The organism is Actinoallomurus acanthiterrae (genome assembly GCF_054775715.1).
In genome coordinates, this window is record NZ_BAAHCO010000001.1 from 2,142,886 (window position 1) to 2,168,289 (window position 25,404).

Genomic DNA, 25,404 nt, shown 5'->3' on the forward strand with positions numbered 1-25,404 from the left:
GGCGTTGTCGTCCATGACGGTGTCCTTCGGGAGGTCGGCTGGTAGGAGTCGGGGTCTTGTCCGGGCCTCGGTCAGGCGAGCAGCAGGATCCGGTCCCACGACGCCGCGTCCCGGCCGGTGCCGCGCCGTTCGGATCCGAGCAGGTGGTCAGGGGTGACCGTCAGCAGCGCCGCGGCGCAGCCCGCCGCGCCCTCGAACATTCCGGCCGCGTCCACGCCGGTCCAGCGCGTGACCCTGCCGTCCTCGAGGTCCGGGACCAGGTGCCGGAAGACGAAGGGGGCGTCCTCGTCCGCCTCGTCCATCATGCGGCGGGCCATCCGCTGAGCCGCGGCCAGCAGGGCCGGGTCCTGGGCGGCCGTACCGACGCGGTGCAGCGCCTGGATCAGGCCCGCGTGGCCGTGGCACACGGTCGGGCCGACCAGTCGCCGCTCCTTCTCGTTCCGCCCCATGACGGCCCGCAGTGCGTCGACGGCGATGCTTCGCCAGCCGGCGTTGTCCAGGGCCACGCCCGCCAAGTGCAGGGCGGCGGCCACTCCGCCGGCACCGGTGCACCATGCGGCCGGGCACCGGGAGCCGTCCGGGCCCGGCTCCTGCTCGACGCCGGTTCGGGCGGGCCAGTAGGGGCCGTGCGCGTCACGGCGGGCCTGGGCGACCAGCCATCCGGCCACGGCTTCGATCGCGTCGGCCTGTCCGGGGACGACGTGGCCGCGAGACAGGCTGAGGGACAGCAAGGCCAGCGGTCCCGCGATGCCGTGTGCCACTCCGACCTCGAAGACGTCGTTCGAGGCCGGATCCGGGAGGGCCGCCCCCTTCGACGGCACCGTCCACCAGCCCGGTCGCGGCCGGCCGTTCACCTCGATCGGCTCGGTGAGCCGTACGAGACGCCGCAGCGTCGACCGGAACGCCTCGACCGTGTCGGGGTGGGCGCCGCCCTCGTCATCCATCGCGTCCAGCAGCAGCCTGCCGACTCCGGTGCAGCCGCTGATGAGGTCGTGTTCTCGCCCCGGCACACCGGCCGTGCCAGGGACGCCGGCCCGGGGGGCGGTCAGCCGTTCCCGCAGCCCGCCCGCGACCGCGCCGAGCAGGTTCCGGCGCAGCGCGGAGTAGTCGCCCTCTCGGGCACCGCAGGTCTGCACGGCCGACAGCACCGCGGCCGGTCCGAGAGCCAGCCCGGCGGAAGGCTCCGACGGGATCGCGTTCACCGCCGCCTGGAGGTGCGCGTGTGCCATGGCGGCCCACCGCGAGTCCCTCCAGGCGAGGGTTCCGTAGAACGACGCGACGCCGGGGTGCCCGCGGCCGAGCCCCGTCGCCGCCCAGCCGCCGTGTGCGGGCGTGCGGTCCGCGGTGGACACCGTGGCGACGGTGATCGGGTCGGCGAGGCGCTCCGCGATGAGCCGAATGAGCTCGGCCGCGCGCTCCGCGTGCGCGCCGCTCAGCAGTCCCGGATCCTGCGCGGGGGTGACGCTCACTCGTCGGCCCCCGCTTCCGGGCGCCAGGACGACCGGAGTTCGGCCGCTTGCCCGTCCAGCGCCTCGGCGTCGCACTCGACGACTCCGGTGAACCGCTCCGGTCGGAAGAGCTCACCGATCACGCGGATGACATCGTCGGCGGGCGTGTCCCGCAGTGCGGCCGGAAGACGTTCGAGGCGGGCGGTGTCGTGGCCGCACCGGAGCATGTGCGAGAGCCAGGTCGCGAGGGACGCCTGAGAGTCGCAGGCGCGGGTCAGCTCGCCGACCGCGTACCGGCGTGCCTCCGCGATCTCGTCCGCTGCCGGCGGTTCGGTGACGGCCCGCTCCAGGAGTTCCCGGATGGCGTGGAGCGTCTTGGCGGTCGTCGCGGTGGCGGTGGCGGCCTGGAGCTGAACGATGGGCCGTCCGAGGACCACGTCGACGACGGTCGACACGTGATAGGCGAGTCCCAGGCTCTCTCGGACGGCGGTGGCCAAGGGGGCCGAGGGACGGCCGCCGACCAGCAGGTTGGCGAGTTGACCGGCCGGCCCGTCGCGATGCGTGAGGCTGACGCCCGCGGCGAAGAGGGCGATGTGGCTCTGCTCCGCCCCCGCGCGCCCGGCGATCTCGATGCCGGGCTCCGCGGGGAGCGGGTCGTCCGAGGACGCCGTGGCCGGCCGGGGTGACGGCGCCCAGCCCGCGAAGGCGGCCTCGGCCGCGGCGAGCATGCGGTCGGGCGGAAGGTCACCGACCAGCACCAGGGTCGCCGACTCCGGCCGGATGACACCTCGGTGGTAGCGCAGCACGTCATCGGCCGTGACCGCGCGGAGGTCGGCGGGTCCGGGCGGTGCGAGCAGCAGCGCCTCCGGGCCGAAGAACCGCTCGTTGAGGAGAGCCTGGCCGACGCGTCCGGGCATGTTCTGTCCCGCTTCCGCCAGCGCGGCCACGCGGCCACGCACGGCGGCGACCTGCCCGTATCGATCGCCGGCAGGGTTCGCCACCGCCTCCGTCAGCACGCGGAGCAGCGTGGTGAGGCGGTCCGAGCGGGCATGGCCGGAGAAGACGATCCACTCCCGCTCCCGGTGGGCCCGCAGCGCACCTCCGCTGTCGCCGAGCGCCGTCTCCGCGGCGCCGGCGCCGCCGAGGACCGTACGGCAGAGGAGCTCGGCGCATGCCGCGTCGGCGGGGTCGGCGATGTGGTTCGGGAGATGAAGCCGGAGCTCGACGAGCGGGGCCGAGTGGTCCGGTACGGCTACGACGCGCAGGCCGCTGGACAGCCTGGTGTCGACCGGCCCGCGCCAGAGGGGAGCATCGTCCCGGTGGGACGGCGTTCCCTGACGCGTCCGCCCGTGCGTGAGCACCGCTCGTGGCTCGCGCCGTAGCGACTCGGCGGCGGCGGCGACCTGCTCGGCGCTCACCTCGCCGAACCCGCTCGGCAGCCGATCGAGCAGCGTTCCGTCGCCGAAGAGGATCTCCAGCCTGCCCACGGCCCGGGCCTGCGCCGATACGGGATTGTGGTCGCGATGAACGCCCGCCGCCCGTACGGCGATCGCGCGGGCGAGCTCCGCGTCCGTCGGTCCCCGGTCCGCGAGGTCGCGCAGCTCCGCGTCGAGCGCGTCGATGACGCGGTCCGCTTCGACGGCCGGCTCGTGGACGGCCGTGAGGAGGAGCGTGTCGGGGTGATGGGCGTCGAGTGGCCCGAAGAAGCCGCAGCCGGAATCGAGTGCGTGGACCTTCACACCGTGGTCGTCGAGTCGCCGCCGCAGCCGAGCGGCCGGGCCCCTGGTGAGCAGGTCCTGAAGGATGACGTGGGCGAGGTAGCGCTCGATGTGGCGGCCTGGATCCGGCGTGCGGTAGCCGATCGCGACGGCCGGCGCCGCCGGAGTCCGCGCCTCGTGGTGGGCCCGGATCGCGGCCTCCGGCGGCGGCTCGTCGAGCGGGCTCATCGGAGCCGCCGCGCGCGGCGGGAGATCCCCGAAGTGGCGGTGGACGAGATCGGCGGCCTGGCCGGGGTCGAATCGCCCCGCGAGGGTCAGCACCGCGTTACCGGGGGTGTAGTAGGCGTCGAAGAAGTCCGCGGCCTCCTGAGGCGTGACCTTCTCGAGGTCCTCGAAGCAGCCGTAGCCATCGTGGGCGTTCGGGTACGTCCGGTACAGAACGGCGGGAAGCAACGGCCAGGGGAATCCGCCGTAGGGCCGGTTGAGAACCTTGCCGCGAATCTCCTCTTTCACCACGTTCAGCTGACCGCGGAGGATGGTCTCGGTGATGCGCGGCCCGCGCATCCGGTCCGCCTCCAGCCGCAGGACGAGATCCAGGGCCTCGGGGGGCACGTGCTGGTGGTAGTCCGTGTAGTCCTGATGCGTCGAGCCGTCGGCCGTGCCCCCGGCCCGCTCGATCTCGCCGAAATGCGACGTGGCCCCAGGGTCCTCGCGCTGGAACATCAGGTGTTCGAAGAGATGCGCGAAGCCGGTTCGTCCCGGCGGCTCGGTCCGGAAGCCGACACCGTAGTGCACGCTGATTCCGAGCGTCGCGCGGCGGCGGTCGGGCCGCAGCAGCACACGCAGGCCGTTGGCCAGCGTGATCCGCGTGTTCGAGTCCGTTGTCATCGGCCTTACCAGTTGAGAGCGGCGGCACCGTCGGAGTCGGCGAGGTCCGCGACGAGCGTCAACGATCGGCGCAGGGACTCCTCGTGCCATCCCGCGAAGGCGGCGAAGTCGTACGCGTGCGTGAGGATCCGAACGGCGGCGGTTCGCCCGACGGGCGATACCGGCGACCGTCCGTAACCCTCGAAGAGCGCTCGGGCGAGGTCACCGGGGGGCGGAGTGCCGGGCCGGGCCGCGCTGAGCGCGACGCCCAACTCCAGGATCTCGCCGAGCAACCAGCCGAGGTCGAACGTCCATGGACCGGACGTCAGATCCTCGCCGATGAGAAGCGCCCCATGGCCCGGATCCGCGCAGTCGGGAACCAGGGTCCCGAGTCCCGGACCGCCGTGCAGCAGCACCTGTGCGTGCTCCGCCCGCATGAGTTCTTCGCACCACGTGGACACGCGGCGCAGGAGGTCCGCGCCGAGCACTTCGTCGACCAGCGCCCGCAGCCGCTCCGTACGGCCCACCTCGTTTCGCGCGGAGAGCCGCTCGCCGAGGCGGGCGACCCCTCGTGGCGGGCGCGCGGGGACGTCGGCCGGCACGGACAACTCGTGTACGCGCCGGAGCGTCCGCCCGACGTTCCCCAGCAGGAGCCCGGCCTCCGCGCGCGCCGGGTCGTCACCCCGGAGAAGGGCGCCGGCCAGCGAGACGGGACCCGGCACGTCGTACCGAACGCCATCGTGGACGCGCTCGGGCAGGGCGAGCCACACCGCGTCCCGAGGCAACCGCGAGATCGAGGCGCGGGCACTCGCCGGGGGCGTCGCGAGGGGCGTGGCCATGGCCGGTCCCGGGCTCCGAAGCCACGCGAACCCCGCGTTCCCCACGTCGAGTACGGACGTACGCATGAGGTCGGTTCCGTAGGTGGCGATCACCGGGTGGTCGTGCGTTCTCATGACCGCGCCGCCGTCAGGATCGCGGCGCACTCGTCCCAAGCCACCTGGAGTCCTTCGGCGAGCGCGACACCCGCGGTATTGAGGATGACCTCGTCGACGCCGAGGTCCGCATGGCGGTCGAGAGCACCGGCGATCGTCTCCGGTGAGCCGGTGATGAAGAGGTCGTGGTGGATGAGTGCGGCACCCACGTCGAGGGGGCTCTTACCGTCGAGGTCGACGCCGGCGCGGCGGAGCATGTCCACGTAGTGCGGCCCGGCGACATGCGCGCGAGTCGCGAGTTCGGCGAGGTGGCGTGGGTCGCGCGAGTCGGCGGCCGACGCCACCTGAATGACGGCGACGACTCGTGGTGCCGGCCGTCCCGCCTCCGCGGCGCCTTTCTGAAGGGCCGGGATGAGTTCCTTGCGCAGGTACTCCGGCGGCGTCAGCCAAGTGATCGCGACGTCGGCGACCTGGCCCGCCAGGTGCGCCATCGCCGGACGCAGGACGCCGAGACCGAGTTCGACCGGCGGATGCTCGAGGGGCGGCAGCCCGGAATGGAGCGGGAAGTACGTACCGGGCAGCCGGGGCGGCCGCCCATCGATCAGGGCGCGCAGCGCCGTCATGTACTCCCGCGTCGCGGTGAGCGGACTCTCGTACGGAGCGCCGCGCAGCGCTCCCACCAACCGGGCCGCTCCGGGCCCGAAGCCGGCGACCGCGGGTCGCCCGGTCAGAGCCGCGATCGAACGGGCCTCGATCGCCGCCTTGTACGGATGCCGCAGCGGCATCAGCGACACGCTCGTTCCGACCGGCGGACGCAGCCCCTGGCCCGCCAGATACGCGAAGGTCTGGTGGCTTTCGAGGAGCAGGGATTCCCCCATCCAGAGACGGTCGGCCCCGGCGTCCCGCGTCAGCCCGGCGAACGGCGCCACCTGCTCCGGATGGTGCGCCATGAATGGCAGGAGGATTCCGTATTTCACAGGAGACATCCCTTCGAGGCGGCCCGCCGGAGTTCCGATGGGCCGGGCCGCGTGACGGCACGCGGACCCGGCCGGGCGGGAACGAGATCACTAGGGGAGCACGCAGCAGTCGGTGCAGAAGACGTACCAGGTAGAGGGGGTGAACGAGTCGACGACGACCTCGGCGGCGGCCGCCGTTCCGAGCTCGCCGGCGTCGGTGTGCAGGTCGTAACCCGCGACCAGGTCTGTTGCGGTCATGAGATCCTCCGTGCGGGCGATGGCGGGCCGGTGCTCCGGCGGGCGCCGTGAGCGGTGCTCATGGATCCGGCGGCCGCGTCCCACGCGTTGGCCGGATCCACGGCTTGGATCAGTGACCGTCGAGGATCCCCGCGGCCGTGAAGGAGGGAAAGGGGCAGCAGGGGTAGGTGATGAGGGTGAATGTGTCGGCGGCGATTTCAGTGGTCGCCGCTCCGAGTTCGCCTGCGTCGGTGTGCAGGTCGTAACCCGCGACCAGGTCCGTTGCGGTCATGAGATCCTCCGTGCGGGCGATGGCCGGCTGGTGCTCCGATGGGCTGTTCCTATGCCTCGGAGGGCCACACGCAGCAGTCGGTGCAGAAGACGTACAAGGTGGACGGGGTGAACGAGTCGGGGGCGATCTCGGCGGCGGCCGCCGCTCCGAGTTCGCCTGCGTCGGTGTGCAGGTCGTAACCCGCGACCAGGTCCGTTGCGGTCATGAGATCCTCCATGCAGGCGATGGCCGGCAGGTGTCCGGCGGGCGGAGGGAGCAGCGCTTCGCCCGCCCGCCGGAGCGAGGGAGTGGGGCCGGGCCGATCGGGTGGGTCGCAGCCCATCTCCCGATGCCGTCCCGGCCCCCCACCTGGGACATCGTTCAGCGTCAGCAGCTGAGGCCGATCGTGTACGTGATCGAAATGCAGATGACGGTGATCGCGGTGAACGTGGCCGGAGCTTCGGTGGCGGCCGCCGTTCCGAGCTCGCTGGCGTCGGTGTGCAGGTCGTAGCCTGCAACCAGATCCGTCGGGTTCATGAGACACCTCCTTTCGCGGTGCTGGTTCCTTCATCCCGGCCGGTTCGGCCGGAAGCTCTTCGGGGCCTCGCGGTGTCGGCCGCCCTAGGAGGCGACCGGCGCGTCGGCGTGCGGGGTCACCTGCGGGAAGGGCGGCGAGTCGAGGTTGCGCGCGGGAGTGAGCGGGTCGATGTTCGCCTCACGCATGGCCGCCGCCACGGCGGTGGCCCGGTCGGCCGCATCGGGGGAGGCCGCGTGCGCGAGCAGGCCGGCGGCCACGACGCGGGCGCGATGCTCGCCGAGGCTCAGCGCCGCGAAACCCCGGCGTGCGTCCGATGGCTCCCAGGCCATGGCCACGCCGTCGCCGAGCGGTTCGGCGAAGATCGAGGTGGCCGTGCCGACCCCGGCCGTACGACTCGCCAGCCGGAGGAGATCCGCGACGACCGGTTGAGCCGCGCCCGCGCCGAGATAGACGACCAGGCCGTCGCTGCGGGCGAATATCGGAGAGGTCGAGACGATCTTCGCGCGATAGCGGATGCCCGCGTCTTCCAGCAGCTCCAGGGCTGACGCCCACAGCCCGGGAGCCATCGCAGGGTCGCCTACATGGACGTAGATCCGGAGGAGCGAAGCGCCGTGCGGGGGCCCGTTCGATCCGTCGGCGAGGAAGAACCCCGGTGACAGCGCGGGACGCGCGGCGGGCACCCGCAGCTCGACCGGCCGGCCGACCTCAAGAGGACGTCCTGGCCGTACGGCCTCGCGTTTGGTCAGGACCCGGACACCGTCCCGCTCGACGACGAGCGGATCGCCGTCGGCCGGCATCTCTCGCAGGATCACCGGGGCCCTGGTCGTCCGATGCGGCATCCCCGCGACCAGCCGCTCCTCCAGCCGGTGATCGCGGCGTGTCGTCGGGCGATCTTCGATCACCGCGGGGTTCCTGACGTGCCATGCGAGGTAGAGGGCCTGTCCCAGGACTTCCAGGAACTCGGCCGCGTCGGCGGCGTGGACCTCGTGGCCGCAGACGACGCCGCGGTGGCGGTCGGCATCGATCACGACCTCCCGCAGGACCTGCTCGACGCGGGGTGCCAGCAGCCCGGTCATCCCTGATCACCCAGCCCCAAGGTCGTCGCCGCGGCGGGGGCGTTGAGCAGCACCCGGCGGCCGATGCCGAAGGCGGCCCTGTCCACGGCCCGGATCCGGGGCGTGTGCTCGGCCAGGGAGAGGACCCGGTCCAGCAGGTGCCAGCCGGCGAACGCGGCCGCGCGTTCGGCCAGGTCGGCGTCGATGGCGCCGCGTTCGGCCAGGTTGGCGTCGACGGCGCCGTGTTCGGCCGGGTCGGCGCCGTCGGCGCCGCGTTCCGCCCGATAACCCGTCCAGAACGCGGCGACCAGCGGCCGCCGTCTCTCGATCTCCCGGGCACCCGCGCTGAGGATCTGCTGGTGAGTCAATGGCGAGTCCGACGCACCGTCCGAACGGGCGCTCTCCGGGATGGCGGTGATGGCGCGGTACAGCCACTCGCCGGCGAAGGCTCCGACGTCTCGCGCGGGATCGGCGAAGCGGAGCTCTTCCCAGTCCGTGAGGTACAGCTCCGAGCCGGCCAGCAGGAACTGGTCGAGCCGCAGATCGCAGTGGGCCGCGGTTCTCGGGGCGGCCGCCTCCCTCTCGCGCATCCGCGTGAGGGCCGCGACCAGTTCGGCGTCGCCTTGCAGGAGGCGCCACACCTCCAGGGCGGCGGCGCTGGACGCGGTGAAGACCGCACCCGGGAGGGCGTGCAACCACGGGATCGGCGGGAGGTCGGCCGGGGAGTCGTCGAGATCTTCCGCACCGGACCAGGCGCCGTGCAGCGCCGGCCATCCTCCCGGCGCGGTGCGCCAGCGCGTCGTCGAACGCCTCGTCGGCCGCCAGATCGCTGCCGGACTGGGCACCGGAGATGAACTCGAACACCACCAGACGCGCTGTTTCGTCCCAGCCGAGGCACCGCGGTGCCGCGAGTCCCGGATTCCCCCGCTCGAAGGCGATGACGCGGTGGAGCCGGCGCGCGGCGCTTTCGGCCTGTCCGTCGATCCGCTTGACGAAGACGTGGTCACCCGACGTGGTGCGCCCGCTCCAGTTGTCGTTCCGGCCCGGGAAGGCACGAGCGTTCTCGGGCGTCAACCGTCCGAGGCCGAGCCTGCCGAGCAACTCGTTCACCTCTGGCAGCCGGTCGGTGTCGGCGGGGCGATCCTGCCTCCGAGCCACGTCAGCGGTGTCCGGGGCCGCCGCCGTGGTGGCCCCGGACGGCTGAAGAGCAGACGGTGCTGGTGGCTCGACGGCCGTGTCACCACTTCGAATGGCGTTAGTAGTCAAAACCGGCTTCATGCGGGCATCGCTCCAGCGGTTGGTTACGAGGAGGAGCCTGACAAGCCGGCGTTGTGGCGGTGATGTGAAAACGTTGAATCGGCTGGTCGGTGCCTTTGTCGGCACCGATTGCCGCCGGGCGCTTCGCAAGAACGGCCATTCCGCTGGTCACCGAATGCTTCGCGGTCGACACAAAGCGTTCCCGGAAGTGGGAGTGGGTTCTACCTTCGTGGGATGGCGGCGATAGTGCGTAAATGGTTGCCTGTCAGTCGGTAACGCCATCGGGGGCGCTCTCAAAGTTTCAACCGACTGAATGGTTCCTCGTCGGCCGGCCTCCACAGCAGGTCACCGGCGAGACGTTGCCTACAGGGAGCGGAATGCCGATCGAACTCGGGGTTTTGGGGGAGACGTATGCCAGGGCTGATGCCCAACCGATTGACGTAGGTCATTCTCGGCAGCGAAGTGTGCTCGCCGCGCTACTGATCGACGTCAATCATCCCGTTTCACTCACTCGACTCGCCGAGCGTGTCTGGGGCGAGTACCCACCGGAGCGAGCCACGGGAACGTTGCGCAGCTACCTTTCTCGGCTGCGTATCGCCCTGTCGACCGTTGCTGGCTGCGATATCAAGCGAACTTCCGCCGGATATGTCCTTAAGGTCGATGAGGAAGCGGTCGACCTGCATCGATTCCGCGCCTTGGCGGCGCAGGCCCGGGCCAGCGACGACGTCGCCGAAGCGGGCCGGTTGCACGGTCTCGCCCTGGCACAGTGGCGGGGCGAACCCTTCGCCGACGTCGACTCCCCATGGCTGACCGAGATGCGGCATGCGCTCCAGGCCGAGCGTCTGGCGGCGCACCTGGACTACTGCGAAACCGGTCTACGGCTGGGACGGCACGCCGCGCTGGTTCCCGAACTGCTCACGCTGGCCGCCGGGCATCCACTGAATGAGCGCCTGGCCGGCCTGCTCCTCCTCGCTCTCTATCGCAGCGGGCGACAGGCCGAGGCCCTCGACCGGTACGAGCGGATCCGGCTTCGCCTCGCCGAAGAACTCGGCGTCGACCCCAGTGCCGCGCTCCAGCAGATGCATCAGCAGATTCTGATCACCGATCCCGCCCTCGCCCTCCCGTCATCTCCCGTACACGAGGTCGCGCGCATCCCGCGCCAGCTGCCCGCGCCGCCGCCCCAGTTCATCGGCCGAACCGGCGAACTCGCCGCGCTCGATCGCACCCTGGGCGGTCCGGGCGGACCGGACCAGACGGTCCTCGTCTCGGCGATCGGCGGCGGTGCGGGCGTCGGCAAGACCTGGCTGGCCCTGCACTGGGCGTACCAGAACACGAACCGCTTTCCCGACGGACAGCTGTACGTTGACCTGCGCGGGTTCGACCCGTCTGAGCCGCCGATGGCGCCGGAGGCGGCGGTGCGCACCTTCCTCGAGGCCCTCGGCGCGGACACCACGGCCATTCCGGCGAGCCTGGGCGCCCAGGCCGCGCTGTACCGCACGCTGATGGCGGACAAGCGCATGCTGATCATCTTGGACAACGCTCGTGACACCGCTCAGGTGACGCCGTTGCTGCCGGGCGGTCCTTCGTCCGTCGTACTCGTCACCAGCCGAAACCAGCTCACCGGACTGGTCACCGCACACGGCGCCCGGCCGATGACCGTGGACGTCCTCACGCCTGATGAGGCAGGCCGGTTGTTCGACGGCCGGCTGGGTCCGCACCGGACTCGGGCGGAACCGGGCGCGGTCGCCGACCTGCTCGCCTACTGCGGGGGACTGCCCCTGGCGCTGAGCATCGTCGCCGCCCATGCGAGCATGCGCCCCGACCTCCCCTTGGCACTGCTCGCCGAGAAGATCCGCACCGGTTCCGCGTGTCTGGACGCCTTCGAGGCCGGAGAGGTGGCCGCAGACCTCAGGGCCGTCTTCTCGGGGTCCTATCGCACACTCACCCCCGGAGCGGCCCGGTTGTTCCGCCTGCTGAGCGCCCATCCCGGCCGGGACATCGCCCACCCCGCGGCGGCCGTCCTGGTCGAGCTTCCGCTGGAACGGACCCGGCATCTGCTGGCCGAGCTCGCCCGTGCGCACTTGGTCACCGAGCACGTTCCCGGCCGATTCGCCATGCATGATCTGGTACGCGCCTATGCCGCGGAACAGGCTCGAGCGCTCGACACGGAGGACGAACGGTCCGCCGCCTGCCACCGGGTGCTGGACCATGACCTGCACACCGCGTGCACCCCCGCACTGTGATTCAGCGAACATTCCACCTTCGTGGAATGTTGGGCCCGCATCCCCGTCCAATAGGTTCGTCATCGCCATCGGAAGAGCTTGTGGCATGAGAGGCTTCGGTGCGGCCCTTTCATCACTATGGAAGCGAGGCTCGGGCTGATGCGTCACTCTGGAAGTGCGTCTCCATTGGAGCTGGCGGACTACCGTAATATGTTCGCCGTTCTCGAAGATCTAGCCGACCTGGCCGGGGAGGAACACTTCTTTGAGCAGTTCCGGGAGTCGCTGGCGTCACGTTTGCGTTGGACCGACTCTCTGATCGTCGATATACCCGCGGACCTGGGTGGCTTTCCCGATCGGGCCGTCGCCGTCAATCACTTCCATAGCGACCGCTCCTCGGCATTCCTGGACGAGTATCTCGATCGCTGGTATCTGCAGAACCCCTTCAAGACGCCCACGGCCGTCCGCTTGCTCGACCGGGAGGGGCAGATCTCCCTCCGGGACCTGCGGGCCGGCTCGACGGCCCGTGAATGGTCTTTCGTAGAAAAGTATCTACATCGCCACCGGATCGCGGACACCCTGAACGGCCGTATCGCCGGCAGGGCGGGCGGGGCGGCGCTCGTATGCGTCTACTTCGACGACGAGAGCGCGCTGCGCGAACGCGATCGGGCCTTGATGGGGCATCTGCACCGTTACCTCGGGCCTTGGCTCGACAGGCATTTCTCCCGACTGCGCGCCCCTTCCCAGGTGCCGGCGGGTCTTTCCAGCCGTGAAGAGCAGGTGGCGAGACTGGTGGCCGGCGGGCTGAGCAACGTGCAGATCGCCCGGCGACTGCACATCACCGTCGATACCGTGAAAAAACATCTGACTCGCGCGATGTCAAAGACCGGCTGCACGAACCGGACACAACTCGCCCTTATGCTGCTCGGCCGCACGAGCATGAGCGGTTAGCGTACCTGGATCCGCAGCCCGCGGGCTCGGCTAAGGGGGGTACGGCCCGGATCTAAGGTCCGGTGTAAGGCTTCCGCCGGATGTCGGGGGACATGCGGCATGTGATGCTCGAGGCATGTCCATGACGTCGGTGGCAGGCCCGGCCCGGGTATGCGATGTCGATCCGCTTCAGCCTGCCGATTACCGCCGCCTCTTTGCGGTATTGGATGACGTAATAGAGGCTGCAGACATTCACGTCCTTCGGAAAACGCTGCTTACCTCACTGGCGCGGCACTTCGCCTGGACGAAGGCGACGATTCGCCACGCGTCAATCGACAAACTCCCGTTGTCGCCGGACTCCGCTGATCGCGCTGCACCTGGTCAAGATCCACTAAGTCTCGCATGTGTGCAGTCTCGGCTCCGGGCGCATGGGGTCGTGGCGATGAGTGAACTGAAAGGCGCGAGCGAGCCGGAGCGCCTCGCCATCGAGCGCTTCTGCCGACGCCATGGCATCGTCGACGCGATCGCCGTCCGCATCGACGCGGGGGTCGTCGGCGCCGAGTATCTCGTGGTCGCCTTTGAAGAGAACGGCGCGCGAAGTTTGGAACGGGCCATCCTCGGCAAGCTGGGGCGTCAGCTCGCGCCGTTGCTGCAACAGCACCTCACCCGACACCAGCTCGCGGCGAACGGTCAACCACTCACCAAGCGAGAGTCGCAGATCGCCGATCTGATCGCCGAAGGACTCAGTAACGGCGAAATCGCCCGCACGCTCCATGTCACCGTCGATACGGTGAAGAAGCATTTGACGCACATTTTCGCCAAGACCGGGTGCGCCAGCCGCACCCAACTGGCCCTGTCCCGGAGCAACGGAATTCCCGTCGACCAGGTGCGTTGCCGGACCTCATGAGTAACCGGTACGACAGTCGGCGCTGCCGGAGGAAGAGGCACCGGATCTGACGGGCGACGCGACGGCCGTCGAGGCCCTTATGGGTGGGCTTCCGGATCTGGTGCTCGCGGTCGAGCCCGAAGATCTAGTCTGGCGGCCGTCCCATGCAGATGCGCGGCCTGGCCGCCCTGCCCGTCACGTTCACCCCCCGCCTACGCCGCCAGGCACTGGACCGGCGCTCGACCGACAGGAACGAAACAGGAATGCGACAACTCGCCACGCGTCCCCGTCCCTCCCTACGGAGGACCGCACGCCCGCTGCTGAGGGGGCTCGGCGTCGCCGTCCTCGCCGGTGCCACGGTGATCCCGCCCGCGGCCGGCGCACGGGCCGCCGCGCCGCGTGTGGTCGAGTACGGGCCGCTGCCGACAGGGCCGATCTCGGGCGCCTGTGAGGTGGAGTTCGACCGCCGGGGCCGGCTCTGGGTCGAGCAGTACCTCGCCGGGCAGTTCGCCCGGATGGACCCGAAGACCGGACGGTTCACCGAGTTCAACACGCCGATGCCGCTGTCGGTGCCCGGCGGTGAGGAGCTCGGCCAGGACGGGGCGATCTGGTCCACCGAGGTCACGGGCAACAGCCTGCTCCGCATCGACCCCGACTCCGGCAGTATGCGGGAACTGCCGCTGCCCTGGGCCGGCGCGTTCAGCACGACCGCGCTCGGGCTGCCCCTCCACACCGGGCTCGGCCTGGCGAACGACATCAGCAAAGGCGCCGATAACGCGATGTGGTTCACCCTCGGTGGGCTGAACGCCGTGGGACGCGTCGACATGGCGACTCACCGGATGACCAAGTACCGGCTGCCCACGGCGGTCGGGGCGGAACAGGCCCTGTTCGGGATCATCAAACCCGGCCCGCGGCGCACCATGGTCACCGACATGCCGCTGGAGAACAAGGTCTATTCGATCGACGTCGACACCAAGGCGGTCACCGCGTACACGATGCCGACGCCGGCGTCGTTCCCGCTCGGCGTGACGACCGGTCCCGACGGCGCGATCTGGGTCACTGAGGAACGGGCGATGAAACTGGCCCGTATCGATCCCGCCACCGGCAAGATCGCCGAGTATCCGCTCCTCGGAGCGCACGGTCTGCTCAGCGGGCTGCTGAACGGCATCAGCATCGGCAACCCGCTCCCGATTCCCGGCCCGATCGTCACCGGCAGCGACGGCAGGCTGTACTTCCCGCTGAACTTCGCCGGGAGCGTCGGGCTGGGCAACCGCATGGCGAGCTTCGACCCGGCGACGCACAAGGTCGCGACCTACGCGACCCCGTCGTCGCTGTCGAGCCCGTGTGACATCAACAACGAACAGGCGGGGTCGATCTGGTTCGCCGAGCTCACCGCCAACAAGGTCGGACGATTGATCATTTCTTAGCCGCCGCACGAGGGTGAGGGCGACGCCGCGCGACGATCCTCGAGCGGCGTGCGGCGCTCATCCAGGCGGAGAGCGTTTCGGCCCCGGCCGGCCCCGGTCCGCGGGTGGTGTAGAACAGCGGCGGCACATCGAATCACTGGGGAGACGGGCGTAATTGGGACTGCCAGAGCATCTGGAGATCCTGCTCGGCGATGAGCCGGTGCTCGACCTGTACGCGTACGGCCGGCCCTGGCGGGTGCCGGACGGCACGTTCGAGGAGATCGCGGCCAGGGCCGAGGCGCTGATGGGCGACGAGCGGGCCGGCGGCGGCCGGACCTGGTGCGCGAGGAGATGCTGAGCATCCTCCAGTACCTGCTCGGCGTCGGAGCCGTACGCGCCGGGAACCGGGCCGACGTGGAGGCCGAGATCTTCGGGCGGTGGCTGGATCGCGCGCCGGCGCGCAAGTCCGACATCTGGGGCGCGTCCGTCACGACGTGGCGTCCGCCGTACCAGTGGGATCTGCGCGACGGCGAGTGGTTCGTCCAGAACCACGCGACCGCCCGAGAGCTGGCCCGCGACTGCGTGGCCGCCTTCGCGGGCCTCGAGCCGGTCGAGTCGCGACGGCAGGCGCTGCTCCGCCTGTACGAGACGGCGCCGTACGATCCGGCCGTCCCGCCCGAGGACCGGCGTGAGCAGTGGGCGGCGGTCGCGGACGAGGAGATCCTCGGCGGGCTGCCGGAGCTGGCGGGCCCGATCGACCACCTCCGCTGGGTCTGTGAAGGGCTCCTGCCCACCCACGACCATCTCCGCGACGTCGTGCCACTGGCGGGACCGCCCGGATACGGCCTCGCCGGCCTGCTGCGGGCGATGGGCCAGGAGTCCGTGCCCGCCGAGGTGGCGGTCGCGCTCGGCGCCCGTACGGCGGAGGTGACCGAGGCGCTCGCGGAGGTCGACCCACAGGACTGGCCCGGCCGGATCCGCACCTGGCTGGCACAGGGGCTGGCCGCCAGGCAGGCCGACGCGTGCCGTGCCTGGCTGGACATGGCGATCCGGTTCGTGTGCGCGGTGCACGGCCTTCCCGACGAACCGGCCGACCCGGATGAGTACGGCGTTCCCGTCGGCGGCTTCACCTACGACCAGATCCGGCTGTTCCAGCCGCGGCGCGTCGTCTCCAACCCGCTCGCCGCCCGGTTCGGCGCCGGCGGCGCCGCCGCGCCCGCGAAGGCGGCCGCCGAGACCGCCGAGTACGGCTCCGCGCTGATCGGACAGCCGGACGTCGTCGCGATGCTGCGGACGATCGGCGAGGCGCGCTCCGGCCCGGTGCGGCTCCTCATCGCCGGCCCGGACGGCACCGGAAAACGCGACGCTGCCCAGGAAGTGGAGCGGATCATGCGCGGCCGCGGGCTGGCCGACGGCCCGCTCTGGATGTCGGACGCCATCTACTCCGGGCAGAGCGACGCGGTGGCCGCCTTTCACGTCGCCGTACGGGACTCGCACGGCCGGCGCCTCGTCATCATCGACAACCTCGACGCTCTAGGCGACGAGCCGCAGAACGGCAGCGCCGTGGTGGAGGAGCTGCACCGGCTCCTCGACGTGTACGACGACCTGCACGTCGTGGCGCTGACCGAGGCGCGCGGGGACGAGCGGCTGCGGGAGGTCAACCCGGGCCTGCTCCAGCGGTTCCAGGTCGTCCGCACCCGGCCGTTCACCGCCGAGGGGTACGCCGAGCTGTTCCGCCGGGCGGTGGAGCAGCGCGGCGGCACCACCGAGCCGGACGCCGCGACCGCCGCCGGCGCGCTCCTCGCCCGTACGGCGCCGGTCCGCAACCTGCGCAACGCCCGGCTGGCCCACAGCCTCGCGGAGAGACTGATCGAGGAGGTCCGGTCCCGTACGACGCCGGGAACCCGGCCGGCCGTGACCCTGGCGGACGTTCCCGCCACCTTCGTCGCCGACGGCGTCCACGCGGACCCGCTCGCCGAACTCCGCGCCCTCATCGGGCTCGGGGAGGTCAAGCAGGAGATCGAGCTGTGGCTGGACCAGGCAGAGGCGGCGCGCAAACGCCGTGAGGCGGGCCTGCGCGCCGTGGTCCCGGCCCGGCACATGGTGTTCACCGGCAACCCGGGAACCGGCAAGACCCACGTGGCACGACTGCTCGCGGGCATCTACAAGCGGTTCGGCCTGCTCACATCGGGTCACCTGGTGGAGGCGACCCGCTCGGACCTGGTCGGGCAGTACCTCGGCCAGACGGCGGTCAAGACCCGGCGCCTGGCGGAGCAGGCGCTCGGCGGAGTCCTGTTCATCGACGAGGCGTACTCCCTGGCCCGGTCGGACAGCCACGAGGACTACGGCCCCGAGGCGATCACCGAGCTGCTCAAGTTCATGGACGACCACCGCGACGACCTCGCCGTGGTCGTCGCCGGGTACGAGGCGGAGATGTTCGACTTCCTGTCCGCCAACCCCGGATTGGCCTCCCGCTTCCCCACGACGGTGCGTTTCCCGGACTACGGCGACGACGAGCTGATCGAGATACTGGAGTCGCAGGCGGACGAGGCGGGCCTACGGCTCGGCGAGGGCGTCGCGGACAAGGTCCGCGGGCTCATCCGCCGGCAGCCGCGGGGCCGCTCCTTCGGCAACGCCCGGCTCATGCGCAACCTTCTCGAACGCGCCTCCGCCCTGCAGTCCCGCCGCCTGGCCGACGCGCCGGACGCGGACCCCGCCGAACTCCGCGCCGAGGACATCCCCGGCACGCTGAGCGGCCGCATCCGCACCAAGCCGCCGGTCGACCCGATCGCCGGACTCGACGCGATGATCGGCCTGACGGACGTCAAGCGGGAGGTACGGCGGCTGGCGGCCGAGGTCCGGAGCGAGAGCCTGCGCCGCGACGCCGGCCTGCCGGTGAGCGCGCCCGCCCGGCACATGGTGTTCTCCGGCAGGCCCGGAACCGCCAAGACGTCGGTGGCCCGCGTGCTCGCCGGTGTCTACGCCGATCTCGGCCTGCTGTCGTCCGGCCATCTCGTCGAGGTCTCGCGCGCCGACCTCGTCGCCGGTTACATCGGCCAGACGGCGGCGAAGGTGACCGGCGTGGTCGAGCGCGCGCTCGGGGGAGTGCTGTTCATCGACGAGGCGTACACGCTCACCCCGCGTCAGTCGCCGTGGGACTTCGGCCACGAGGCGGTCGCCACGCTGGTGAAACTGATGGAGGACCACCGTGCCGACCTCGTAGTGATCGTCGCCGGCTACGGGAAAGAGATGGATCTGTTCCTGGAGGACAACCCGGGTCTCGCGTCGCGCTTCCCGAAACGACTGGAGTTCCCGGACTATTCGGACGAGGAGCTCGTGGCGATCTTCGCGTCCATGGCGGAGAGGGAGGGCTTCACCCTCGCACCGGACGTCCGCGACGCGATCGCCGACCGCCTCCGCAGCGTGGAACGCGGCCCGTCGTTCGGCAACGGCCGCCTGATCCGGAACCTGCTCGAAGCGACGATCAGCCGCCAGGCCGAGCGCATCACCACGGCCCCGGGCACCCCGGACCTGAGCCCCACCGACCTCGGCGTCCTCCGCGTCGAGGACCTGCCGGAAGCAGACACTCCCGAGACGACCGAGGGACGACCCGGCCTGTACCTGTAGCCGCACGCGACCGCGTCGCTCAGGCTCGGCCGGGTCTTTGGGGGAGGCGGTTGACCTAGAGGCGGCTCTAGGACGAATAATCCCGCTCGGCGCCCGACATGAATGGGCGGCTGGAGAGGGGTTTCGTATGAAGTACCGCACGATTGGCGGCGATCCGAAGACTCGCCGTGAAGTCAGTGTTCTGAGCCTTGGCGCGATGCTGTTCGGCACCGCCACGGACGAGGCGACGTCGTACGCCATCCTCGACCGCTTCGTCGAGGCCGGCGGCACCTTCATCGACACCGCCAATAACTACGCCTACTGGGTCGACGGCACTCAGGGAGGCGAAAGCGAAGCGCTGCTCGGCCGCTGGCGACGCAGCCGCAGCGTCACCGACGAGATCGTCATCGCCACCAAGCTCGGAGGGCGGCCCAACGCTCCGGCGACCGGCCTCACCCACGACCTTGAGGGCCTGTCCGCCTCGGTGATCCGGGAGTCATCGGAGCGGAGCAGGGAACGGCTCGGCGTGGACAAGCTGGACCTGCTGTACGCACACGCGTACCTCGAGGGTTCCAACGTCCCGTTGGAGGAGACCGTAGAGGCCTTCGCGGGCCTGGTCGAGGACGGCACCGTGGGTCTCCTCGGGGCGAGCAACCACTGGGCGTGGCGACTCGAGCGGGCCAGGACCCTCGCGACCGCGGCCGGGCTCCCCGGCTATGAGGTCCTGCAATATCACCACTCCTACCAGCGACCGCGCACCGATCTGCCGACCCTGCGGTCCAAGGACGGCAACCTCGGCGTGGTCGACGGAAACCTGCTCAGCTACCTGCGAGCCGAGCCCGAACTCACGCTGGTCGCCTACTCGCCCTTGCTGGGCGGCGGCTACGTACGTGACGACAAGCCGCTCGACGCCGCGTTCGACCACCCGGGCACGCCTCGGCGCCATGCGGCGCTGTCGGAAGTGGCGAAGGATACGGGAGCGACCGTCAACCAGGTGGTGCTCGCCTGGCTGATCGGGGGCGAGATCCCGATGATCCCGCTCGTCGGCGCTTCCTCCGTCGAGCAGCTGGAGGAGAGCCTGGCCGCGGTGGACCTGGAGCTGACGGCGGAACAGCGGACGAGACTCGACGCCGCGTACTGACATTCCTCCGGGTGGATGGCATGCGGCGAAGATGGCGTGGAGGCCGTTTCGCGATCAAGGACATGAGGCTGCGTCCGGTGGCGCCCGGCTGCACATGCGCGAGACCCCGGCTTCCAGCGTTCAGGCTGGTCGGCCGGGGTTTTACTTGATCAAGATGGGCGTCCCTCGCAGGGCACGCATGGGTTACGCTGCGTATGAGCCGTGACGCAATACGGCGCTTTATGGCACGGACCAGCAACGAAGGTGCGATGCGCCTTCGCGCCGGATCTACTGCTCGTGACCTGCGCATCGGTTTACTACAGCCTTAGCCCCAGGACGCGTGAAATTTCGCCCGCTAGCCGAGTCCCACGACCTGGGGTGCGGACACGTACCCAGAACCCGGCGGTCCGGACGGGAGAGCGAGCGGCCATGCCGAGCAGATTCATCAAGTTCGCCGGCGTGGTGGCGGTGGGCGCGACACTGGGGTTCGGCGCCTCCGCGTGCGGCAAGTCCGGCGACAACGCCCCGAACGGCGTCACGATCGCCTTCGTCGGTGCCCAGACGGGCGAAAACGCGCAGCTGGGCATGAACTTTTCGAACGGTGCGAAGCTGGCGATCGATCAGTACAACGCGACCAACCCGAAGGTGAAGGTCCACTTCAAGGCGTACGACACCAGGGGTGACCCGAGTGTCGCTCCCGGGGAGGCGCAGAAGGCCGTCCGGGACAAGGTGACGGCGATCATCGGTCCCGAGTTCTCGGGTGAGTCCAAGGCGGTCGATGCCGACTTCGAGAAGGCGAAGATCCCGAACGTCTCGGTGGCTACGGCGACGGCGCTGGGCAAGAACGGCTGGAAGTACTGGCACCGCATCCTGTCCAACGATGACGTCCAGGGCCGGGTCGACGGCGAGTTCATCGCCGGCACGCTCGGCGCCAAGAAGGCCTTCGTCATCGACGACGACCAGGAGTACAGCGTCGGCCTGGCGGACAAGGTCTTCGCCACGCTGCAGGGCGCGGGCGTCACGGTCACCCGCGACAAGATCGACCCGCAGTCGACGGACTACTCCTCGACCGTCAAGAAGGTCAAGAGCTCGGGGGCCACGGCGATCTTCTACGGCGGTTACTACGCCGAGGCCGGCAAGCTGCTCAAGCAACTGCGCGCGGGCGGTTTCACCGGCACGTTCGTCTCCGACGACGCCGCCAACGACCCGGAGCTGATCTCGACGGCCGGCGCAAAGCAGGCCGAGGGCGCGCTGGCTTCCTGCGCCTGCCAGTCGGTGAACTCGACCTCCGGCAACCCGGCGGTCAAGAAGTTCATCGACGACTACAAGGCGAAATACCACACCGAGCAGCGCACCTACTCCGCCGAGGGCTTCGACGCGGCGAACCTGTTCCTCAGCGCGATCAAGGCGGGTAAGACCACCGGCCCGGAGATCAACGACTTCCTGAAGACAGTCCGCGTCACGGGTGTGTCCAAGCCGATCAAGTTCGCCGCGACCGGCGAGATCGAGAACAATGCGATCTACATGTTCGGCGTGGAGAACGGCAAGCTGACCTTCCTCGGCGACGCCACGAAGGTCAAGCTGCTCCATCGCGCTCAGGGTCAGAGCCGACCGGTCGAAACGCCCATCAGGGAAGCAATCCCTTGATCGGCTCCGCGAGTACAACACCCAGATCGCGTTAGGTCTCGCGCCGGAGGGTACCGCCGGTGACCCAGATGGCGATCTGCGTACGCGAGGTGAAGCCGAGCTTGTCCAGGATGCGCTCGACATGGCCCTCGGCGGTGCGCTGGGCGATGACGAGCTTCGCGGCGATCTGCTTGTTGCTCATCCCCTCGGCGACCAACGCGGCGACCTCGGTCTCGCGGCGGGTCAGCGGCGAGGTACGGCAGGCGGCCGGGGCGGACTCCGGCTCGGCCGGCCTCTCGCCGAGGGACTCCTTGATCGCCTCGTCCACCGTGAGTCGGCTTCCGCGCTCGAAGACCTGCCCGAATCCGCACTCGCCGAGCTCACGTCGCAGCCGCTCCTCGCACCAGTCGTGGTAGCCGATGTAGCGGCCGACGCGTAGCACGCACATGCGCGCGTTGCGGGCGATCGCGTCGGAGGCACCGAGGAGGAGGGCGGCCCGCTGGGGATCGGCGCCGGTGGTGGCGATCCAGGCCAGGACCTCCATGCTGACGGCGATGCCGAGCCGGTCGCCGAAGGCCCGGCCGGCCAGCAGGCCCTCCCGTGCCAGGGACGCGGCGCGTATGGTGTCTCTCTGGTGCCACGCCTCGATGGCCAGGACCGTCAGCGCGTAGGCCCGGCACCAGTCCTCACCGTGGTCCTCCGTGAGCGCCAGGCACTTCTCGCACAGTTCCACCGCGCGGTCGCCCTCTCCGCGCTCGCCGAGGGCGACGGCCAGGGCCAGGTCGGACATGACGATGCCGAGCAGATCGCCGTTGGCCGCGAAGAGGTCCCTCCCCTCCTGGCACAGCCGCGTGCCTTCCTCGTTGTCCCCACGGTGCAGCGCGGCCAGGGCGGACAGGTGGGCGACGTAGGCGAGGCTCTCGCCGTCGTCGTACCACCGGGCCAGTTGCCCGCACTCTTCCAGCATGGCGTGGGCCGGCACTCCGTCGCCCTGCATGAGTGCGAGCCACGCGCCGACGTACAGGACCTTCGCGCGCGCGGGGCTGGGGTCGGGGGCGGTGCACAGGAGACGGTCGAGCCAGTTGCGTCCCTCACTGAACAGCGAGTTGGCGTGCCAGTGCGTGTGGTGCAGGGCTGCGGCGATCCGCAGTCCGGCTTCGGCCTCGCCGGGTTCGGTCAGGCAGAACTCCAGGGCGGCGCGCAGGTTGGGCTGTTCAAGCCGGAGACGGTCGCACCAGCGCAGTTGCTCCGGGCCGAACCACTCCGACGCGGCCTGCTCGGCCAGCCGCAGGTACCAGTCGCGATGCCGGCGTGCCACAGCGGCGCCGCTGTCGGCAAGCTCCGCCAGGCCGAACTGACGCAGGGTGTCCAGCATGCGGTAGTGGACCCGGTCGGCGGACTCCTCGCGCAGCAGCAGCGACTTGTTCACCATGCCGTCCAGGAGGTCCAGCACCTCCTCGTGGGGGATCTCCCCGTCGACGCAGACCGCTTCGGCGGCCCCCAGATCGAACCGCCCGCAGAACACCGACAGGCGCGCCCACAGCGTCTGCTCCGCGGGGGACAGCAGGCGGAAGCTCCAGTCCATGAGCGCGCGCAGCGTCTGCTGGCGGGGCTGGGACGCCCGGCTGCCGCCGGTCAGGCAGCGGTATCGGTCGGCCAGGCGCGCAGCGAGCCCGTCCACCGACAGCGCGCGCAGTCGTCCCGCGGCCAACTCGATCGCCAGGGGGATTCCCTCGAGCTGATGGCAGACCCGGGTGACCGCCAACAGGTTGTCGTCGTCGATGGCGAACTGGGGGACCACTGCGGCGGCCCGCTCGGCGAACAGGCTGGCCGAGCTGTACTCCTCGAGCGCCTGCACGGACGGAGGAGGCCGGTCCGGATCCGGTACGGCCAGGGGGAGCACGGTCATGGTGGACTCGCCGTGGATGCCCAGCGATTGCCGGCTGGTCGCCAGGACCCGCAGCCAGGGCGCGGCCCGCAGCAGCGCATCGGTGACGACCGCGCACGAGTCCAGGAGATGCTCGCAGTTGTCCAGCACCAGCAGAATCCGGCGCTCGGCCAGGAATCCGGCCAGCGCAGGGAGAGGCGGGCGCGCCGTCTGGTCACGGAACCCGACCGCGGCCGCCACCGTGTCGGTCACCAGCGAGGGGTCGGTCAGGGAGGCCAGCTCCGCGAGCCATACCTCGTCGAAGGCGCGGTGCAGCTCCCTGGCCGCCTGTAGTGCCAGCCGCGTCTTCCCGACGCCACCGACCCCGGTGAGCGTCACCAGACGCGAGGTGGACAGCAAGCGCTTGACCTCGGCTACCTCGTGCCGACGGTCGACAAGACTCGTCACATCGGCAGGCAGGTTGCCGACCTGTCCGATGCACGACACAACGTTCATGGCATTTCTCGACATCCGAAACGGTTGAGCCGATGGGACGGAGGCGATAAGCGGATCCTCAGGGCGCTGGGTCCACCCGCGCGCTCCGGGCCGGCACGGGTGTCGTCGATCCGGTCGTACGGCAGACGGGCGGATTCGGCAATCGCGTGCACGACCTCCGCACTCTCGGCCGCGAACGCACACAGCAGCCGCGCCTGCGAGGGCACGTACATGCCGTGGAGATACCGGACGGGCCGACCGGAGGCGGTGGCGTGACGGGCGGATGTCGCGAGGCAGCACTGGATCTCCGCGAGATCGCTTGGCACCACACCAGGCGGAAGACGGATGGCCAGGTAGACGGTCGAACCCGGCGTTCGGTCGGCCGTGCTGGTTCGGCCGTCGGTTCCTGCCGTCGGTTTCACCATGCCTCCTGTGTCCTGTGGGACCAGATCGGTCAGCGTGGCCCTCGCGGCTCAGTACCGCATCGGGCGGCCTGCGGGCGTGCGCAGATCCAGGTCCGGTTCTGTGGCCCTGCGCGGCCTCTTGGCCCTGATCTGGATACGGCGCATCGGCGATCGATCCTTCGGGTGCTTTTCACTCCACCAGCCAGAATCTCGCCTGGGGCCGTGCCGGTCTTCGATGGCAGCCCCCATCCTGATCCCCAAGCCAGCGTGCCTGCGGGCATTCCTGCTAGCTGCAATGCCAGGAGGGGGCCCTGGCTGCGATTCTGAACCTGTGGCAATTCGCTGCGTCATCGTCGATGACAACGACCGTTTCCTGCGAGTTGCTCGCGAGGTACTCGAGCGAGACGGGATCGCCGTCGTTGGTGTGGCGTCGACCTCAGCCGAAGCCCTTCGAGTAGTCGACGGGCTACGGCCGGACGTCACGCTCGTCGACGTGGATCTCGGTGAGGAGAGTGGTTTCGAGCTCGCGGAGCGGTTCCGAGGAACCCGGCCCGCTGCGCGGCCGAGCGTGATCCTCATCTCGGCGTACGAGGAGCGTGACTTCGCGGACCTGGTCGCCGCGAGCCCCGTCCTCGGCTACCTCTCCAAGGCGAACCTGTCCGGGACGGCGGTCCTGGAAATCCTCGGGACCGGCGACGACCAGGACTGGGCGCGGCCCGGCGACGACCAGGAGCACTGGGCGCGGCCCGGTTAGCGGCATGAAACTCACGTGGGCCACGGTGCTATCGGGCTCATGCGGGGGTGCCGGAATCGGTGTGGCCGAGGATGACGGCGAGGGAGACCTCGGCCGTGCCGGGCCCTGGGAACGACGATGCACACGATGACGACGCGGACGCTAGCGGGCCTCCAAGAACGCCACAACCGCGAGGACACGCCGGTGGTCGTCACCGGTCTCCGGGATCTGCATCCGGAACAGGATGCTCCGGACGTGCTTCTCGACGGTGCCCTCGGTGATCCAGAGCTGGTGGGCGATACCGGCGTTCGAGCGGCCCTCCGCCATGAGCGAGAGCACCTCGCGCTCACGCTGCGTCAAGAGTTTCAAGGGGTCGTTCTTATGCCGGGCCGCGACGAGTTCCTGGACGAGACCGGGGTCGACGACGGATCCCCCGTGCGCGACCCGCTCGATCGTCTCGACGAAGTCGGCGACGTCGGTCACCCGGCTCTTGAGCAGGTAGCCGACCCGGTGTCCGGCGGCGAGGAGCTCCATCGCCTGGTCGACCTCGACGTGCGCCGACAGGAGCAGGATCCCGATCTCGGGGAACTCCTCCCGGATCACGTGAGCGACGTCGAGTCCCTCGGTCGAATGGTCCGGGGGCATCCGTATATCGATGATGACGAGCTCTGGCTTGCGCGCACGGACGACCGTCAAGAGTTCCTCGGCGTCTCCCGCCTGCCCCACGACCTCGAATCCGGACTGTTCGAGCAGACTCGACAGCCCCTCCCGCAGCAGGACGTCATCGTCCGCCACGGCTATGCGGATACGCTTTGCCTCCACCGCTCTCCCAC

General features: G+C 70.2%; 23 protein-coding genes. 10 read left to right on the top strand and 13 right to left on the bottom strand.

Annotated features, from left to right (window positions below):
* Positions 1-71 precede the first annotated feature (71 nt).
* The 10 genes from ACYVF7_RS10500 to ACYVF7_RS10545 all read right to left on the bottom strand — a co-directional run bounded on the left by ACYVF7_RS10500 (position 72) and on the right by ACYVF7_RS10545 (position 8,717).
* Entirely contained in the window at positions 72-1,469 is a 1,398-nt protein-coding gene (locus ACYVF7_RS10500; RefSeq protein ID WP_460338331.1) for a lanthionine synthetase C family protein, read from the bottom strand.
* Positions 1,466-4,054, bottom strand: a complete 2,589-nt coding sequence (locus ACYVF7_RS10505; RefSeq protein ID WP_460338333.1) for a M16 family metallopeptidase — start codon at positions 4,052-4,054, stop codon at positions 1,466-1,468. Before ACYVF7_RS10505 ends, ACYVF7_RS10500 begins: the two co-directional genes overlap by 4 nt.
* Before the next feature lie 5 nt (positions 4,055-4,059).
* On the bottom strand, positions 4,060-4,986 hold the full coding sequence (locus ACYVF7_RS10510) for a phosphotransferase (protein ID WP_460338335.1): 927 nt from the start codon (positions 4,984-4,986) through the stop codon (positions 4,060-4,062).
* Positions 4,983-5,942 (bottom strand): LLM class flavin-dependent oxidoreductase, encoded by a 960-nt coding sequence (locus ACYVF7_RS10515; RefSeq protein ID WP_460338337.1) that lies wholly within the window; start codon positions 5,940-5,942, stop codon positions 4,983-4,985. The genes ACYVF7_RS10510 and ACYVF7_RS10515 overlap by 4 nt, the downstream gene beginning before the upstream one ends.
* A 90-nt stretch (positions 5,943-6,032) precedes the next feature.
* Positions 6,033-6,179 carry an LxmA leader domain family RiPP gene (locus tag ACYVF7_RS10520; RefSeq protein ID WP_460338339.1) on the bottom strand — a complete coding sequence of 49 codons (147 nt, stop codon included), beginning with the start codon at positions 6,177-6,179 and terminating at the stop codon, positions 6,033-6,035.
* A gap of 109 nt (positions 6,180-6,288) precedes the next feature.
* Positions 6,289-6,450, bottom strand: coding sequence for an LxmA leader domain family RiPP (locus ACYVF7_RS10525; RefSeq protein WP_460338341.1), 162 nt, complete (start codon positions 6,448-6,450; stop codon positions 6,289-6,291).
* 49 nt (positions 6,451-6,499) lie between these two features.
* Positions 6,500-6,655 carry an LxmA leader domain family RiPP gene (locus ACYVF7_RS10530; protein WP_460338343.1) on the bottom strand — a complete coding sequence of 52 codons (156 nt, stop codon included), beginning with the start codon at positions 6,653-6,655 and terminating at the stop codon, positions 6,500-6,502.
* A gap of 161 nt (positions 6,656-6,816) precedes the next feature.
* Positions 6,817-6,966, bottom strand: coding sequence for an LxmA leader domain family RiPP (locus tag ACYVF7_RS10535; RefSeq protein WP_460338345.1), 150 nt, complete (start codon positions 6,964-6,966; stop codon positions 6,817-6,819).
* 84 nt (positions 6,967-7,050) lie between these two features.
* Complete coding sequence (locus tag ACYVF7_RS10540) at positions 7,051-8,043, bottom strand: T3SS effector HopA1 family protein (RefSeq protein WP_460338347.1); 993 nt, start codon at positions 8,041-8,043, stop codon at positions 7,051-7,053.
* On the bottom strand, positions 8,040-8,717 hold the full coding sequence (locus tag ACYVF7_RS10545; RefSeq protein WP_460338348.1) for a hypothetical protein: 678 nt from the start codon (positions 8,715-8,717) through the stop codon (positions 8,040-8,042). The genes ACYVF7_RS10540 and ACYVF7_RS10545 overlap by 4 nt, the downstream gene beginning before the upstream one ends.
* A 91-nt stretch (positions 8,718-8,808) precedes the next feature.
* Between ACYVF7_RS10545 and ACYVF7_RS10550 the strand changes: the two genes are divergently transcribed.
* The 9 genes from ACYVF7_RS10550 to ACYVF7_RS10590 all read left to right on the top strand — a co-directional run bounded on the left by ACYVF7_RS10550 (position 8,809) and on the right by ACYVF7_RS10590 (position 21,093).
* Complete coding sequence (locus tag ACYVF7_RS10550; protein WP_460338350.1) at positions 8,809-9,363, top strand: hypothetical protein; 555 nt, start codon at positions 8,809-8,811, stop codon at positions 9,361-9,363.
* 293 nt (positions 9,364-9,656) lie between these two features.
* Entirely contained in the window at positions 9,657-11,522 is a 1,866-nt protein-coding gene (locus ACYVF7_RS10555; RefSeq protein ID WP_460338352.1) for an AfsR/SARP family transcriptional regulator, read from the top strand.
* A 165-nt stretch (positions 11,523-11,687) separates the two neighbouring features.
* Complete coding sequence (locus tag ACYVF7_RS10560; protein WP_460338354.1) at positions 11,688-12,449, top strand: helix-turn-helix transcriptional regulator; 762 nt, start codon at positions 11,688-11,690, stop codon at positions 12,447-12,449.
* Positions 12,450-12,564: 115 nt separating this feature from the next.
* Positions 12,565-13,335: a helix-turn-helix transcriptional regulator gene (locus ACYVF7_RS10565; RefSeq protein ID WP_460338356.1), complete on the top strand. Its 771-nt coding sequence runs from the start codon at positions 12,565-12,567 to the stop codon at positions 13,333-13,335.
* Between the two features lie 143 nt (positions 13,336-13,478).
* Entirely contained in the window at positions 13,479-14,741 is a 1,263-nt protein-coding gene (locus ACYVF7_RS10570; RefSeq protein ID WP_460338358.1) for a Vgb family protein, read from the top strand.
* A gap of 154 nt (positions 14,742-14,895) precedes the next feature.
* Positions 14,896-15,078 (top strand): hypothetical protein, encoded by a 183-nt coding sequence (locus ACYVF7_RS10575; protein ID WP_460338360.1) that lies wholly within the window; start codon positions 14,896-14,898, stop codon positions 15,076-15,078.
* On the top strand, positions 15,072-18,347 hold the full coding sequence (locus ACYVF7_RS10580) for an AAA family ATPase (RefSeq protein ID WP_460338362.1): 3,276 nt from the start codon (positions 15,072-15,074) through the stop codon (positions 18,345-18,347). The genes ACYVF7_RS10575 and ACYVF7_RS10580 overlap by 7 nt, the downstream gene beginning before the upstream one ends.
* A gap of 127 nt (positions 18,348-18,474) precedes the next feature.
* On the top strand, positions 18,475-19,467 hold the full coding sequence (locus ACYVF7_RS10585) for an aldo/keto reductase (protein ID WP_460338364.1): 993 nt from the start codon (positions 18,475-18,477) through the stop codon (positions 19,465-19,467).
* Between the two features lie 408 nt (positions 19,468-19,875).
* Positions 19,876-21,093 (top strand): branched-chain amino acid ABC transporter substrate-binding protein, encoded by a 1,218-nt coding sequence (locus ACYVF7_RS10590; protein WP_460338366.1) that lies wholly within the window; start codon positions 19,876-19,878, stop codon positions 21,091-21,093.
* A 31-nt stretch (positions 21,094-21,124) separates the two neighbouring features.
* Here the strand turns inward: ACYVF7_RS10590 and ACYVF7_RS10595 are convergent, their stop codons facing one another.
* Both ACYVF7_RS10595 and ACYVF7_RS10600 read right to left on the bottom strand, forming a co-directional pair.
* Positions 21,125-23,455 (bottom strand): helix-turn-helix transcriptional regulator, encoded by a 2,331-nt coding sequence (locus tag ACYVF7_RS10595; RefSeq protein ID WP_460338368.1) that lies wholly within the window; start codon positions 23,453-23,455, stop codon positions 21,125-21,127.
* On the bottom strand, positions 23,452-23,859 hold the full coding sequence (locus ACYVF7_RS10600) for a nickel-binding protein (RefSeq protein WP_460338370.1): 408 nt from the start codon (positions 23,857-23,859) through the stop codon (positions 23,452-23,454). Before ACYVF7_RS10600 ends, ACYVF7_RS10595 begins: the two co-directional genes overlap by 4 nt.
* 310 nt (positions 23,860-24,169) lie before the next feature.
* Between ACYVF7_RS10600 and ACYVF7_RS10605 the strand changes: the two genes are divergently transcribed.
* Positions 24,170-24,592: a response regulator gene (locus ACYVF7_RS10605; RefSeq protein WP_460338372.1), complete on the top strand. Its 423-nt coding sequence runs from the start codon at positions 24,170-24,172 to the stop codon at positions 24,590-24,592.
* A 141-nt stretch (positions 24,593-24,733) separates the two neighbouring features.
* Here the strand turns inward: ACYVF7_RS10605 and ACYVF7_RS10610 are convergent, their stop codons facing one another.
* Positions 24,734-25,366, bottom strand: a complete 633-nt coding sequence (locus ACYVF7_RS10610) for a response regulator (RefSeq protein WP_460338374.1) — start codon at positions 25,364-25,366, stop codon at positions 24,734-24,736.
* Positions 25,367-25,404: the final 38 nt, after the last annotated feature.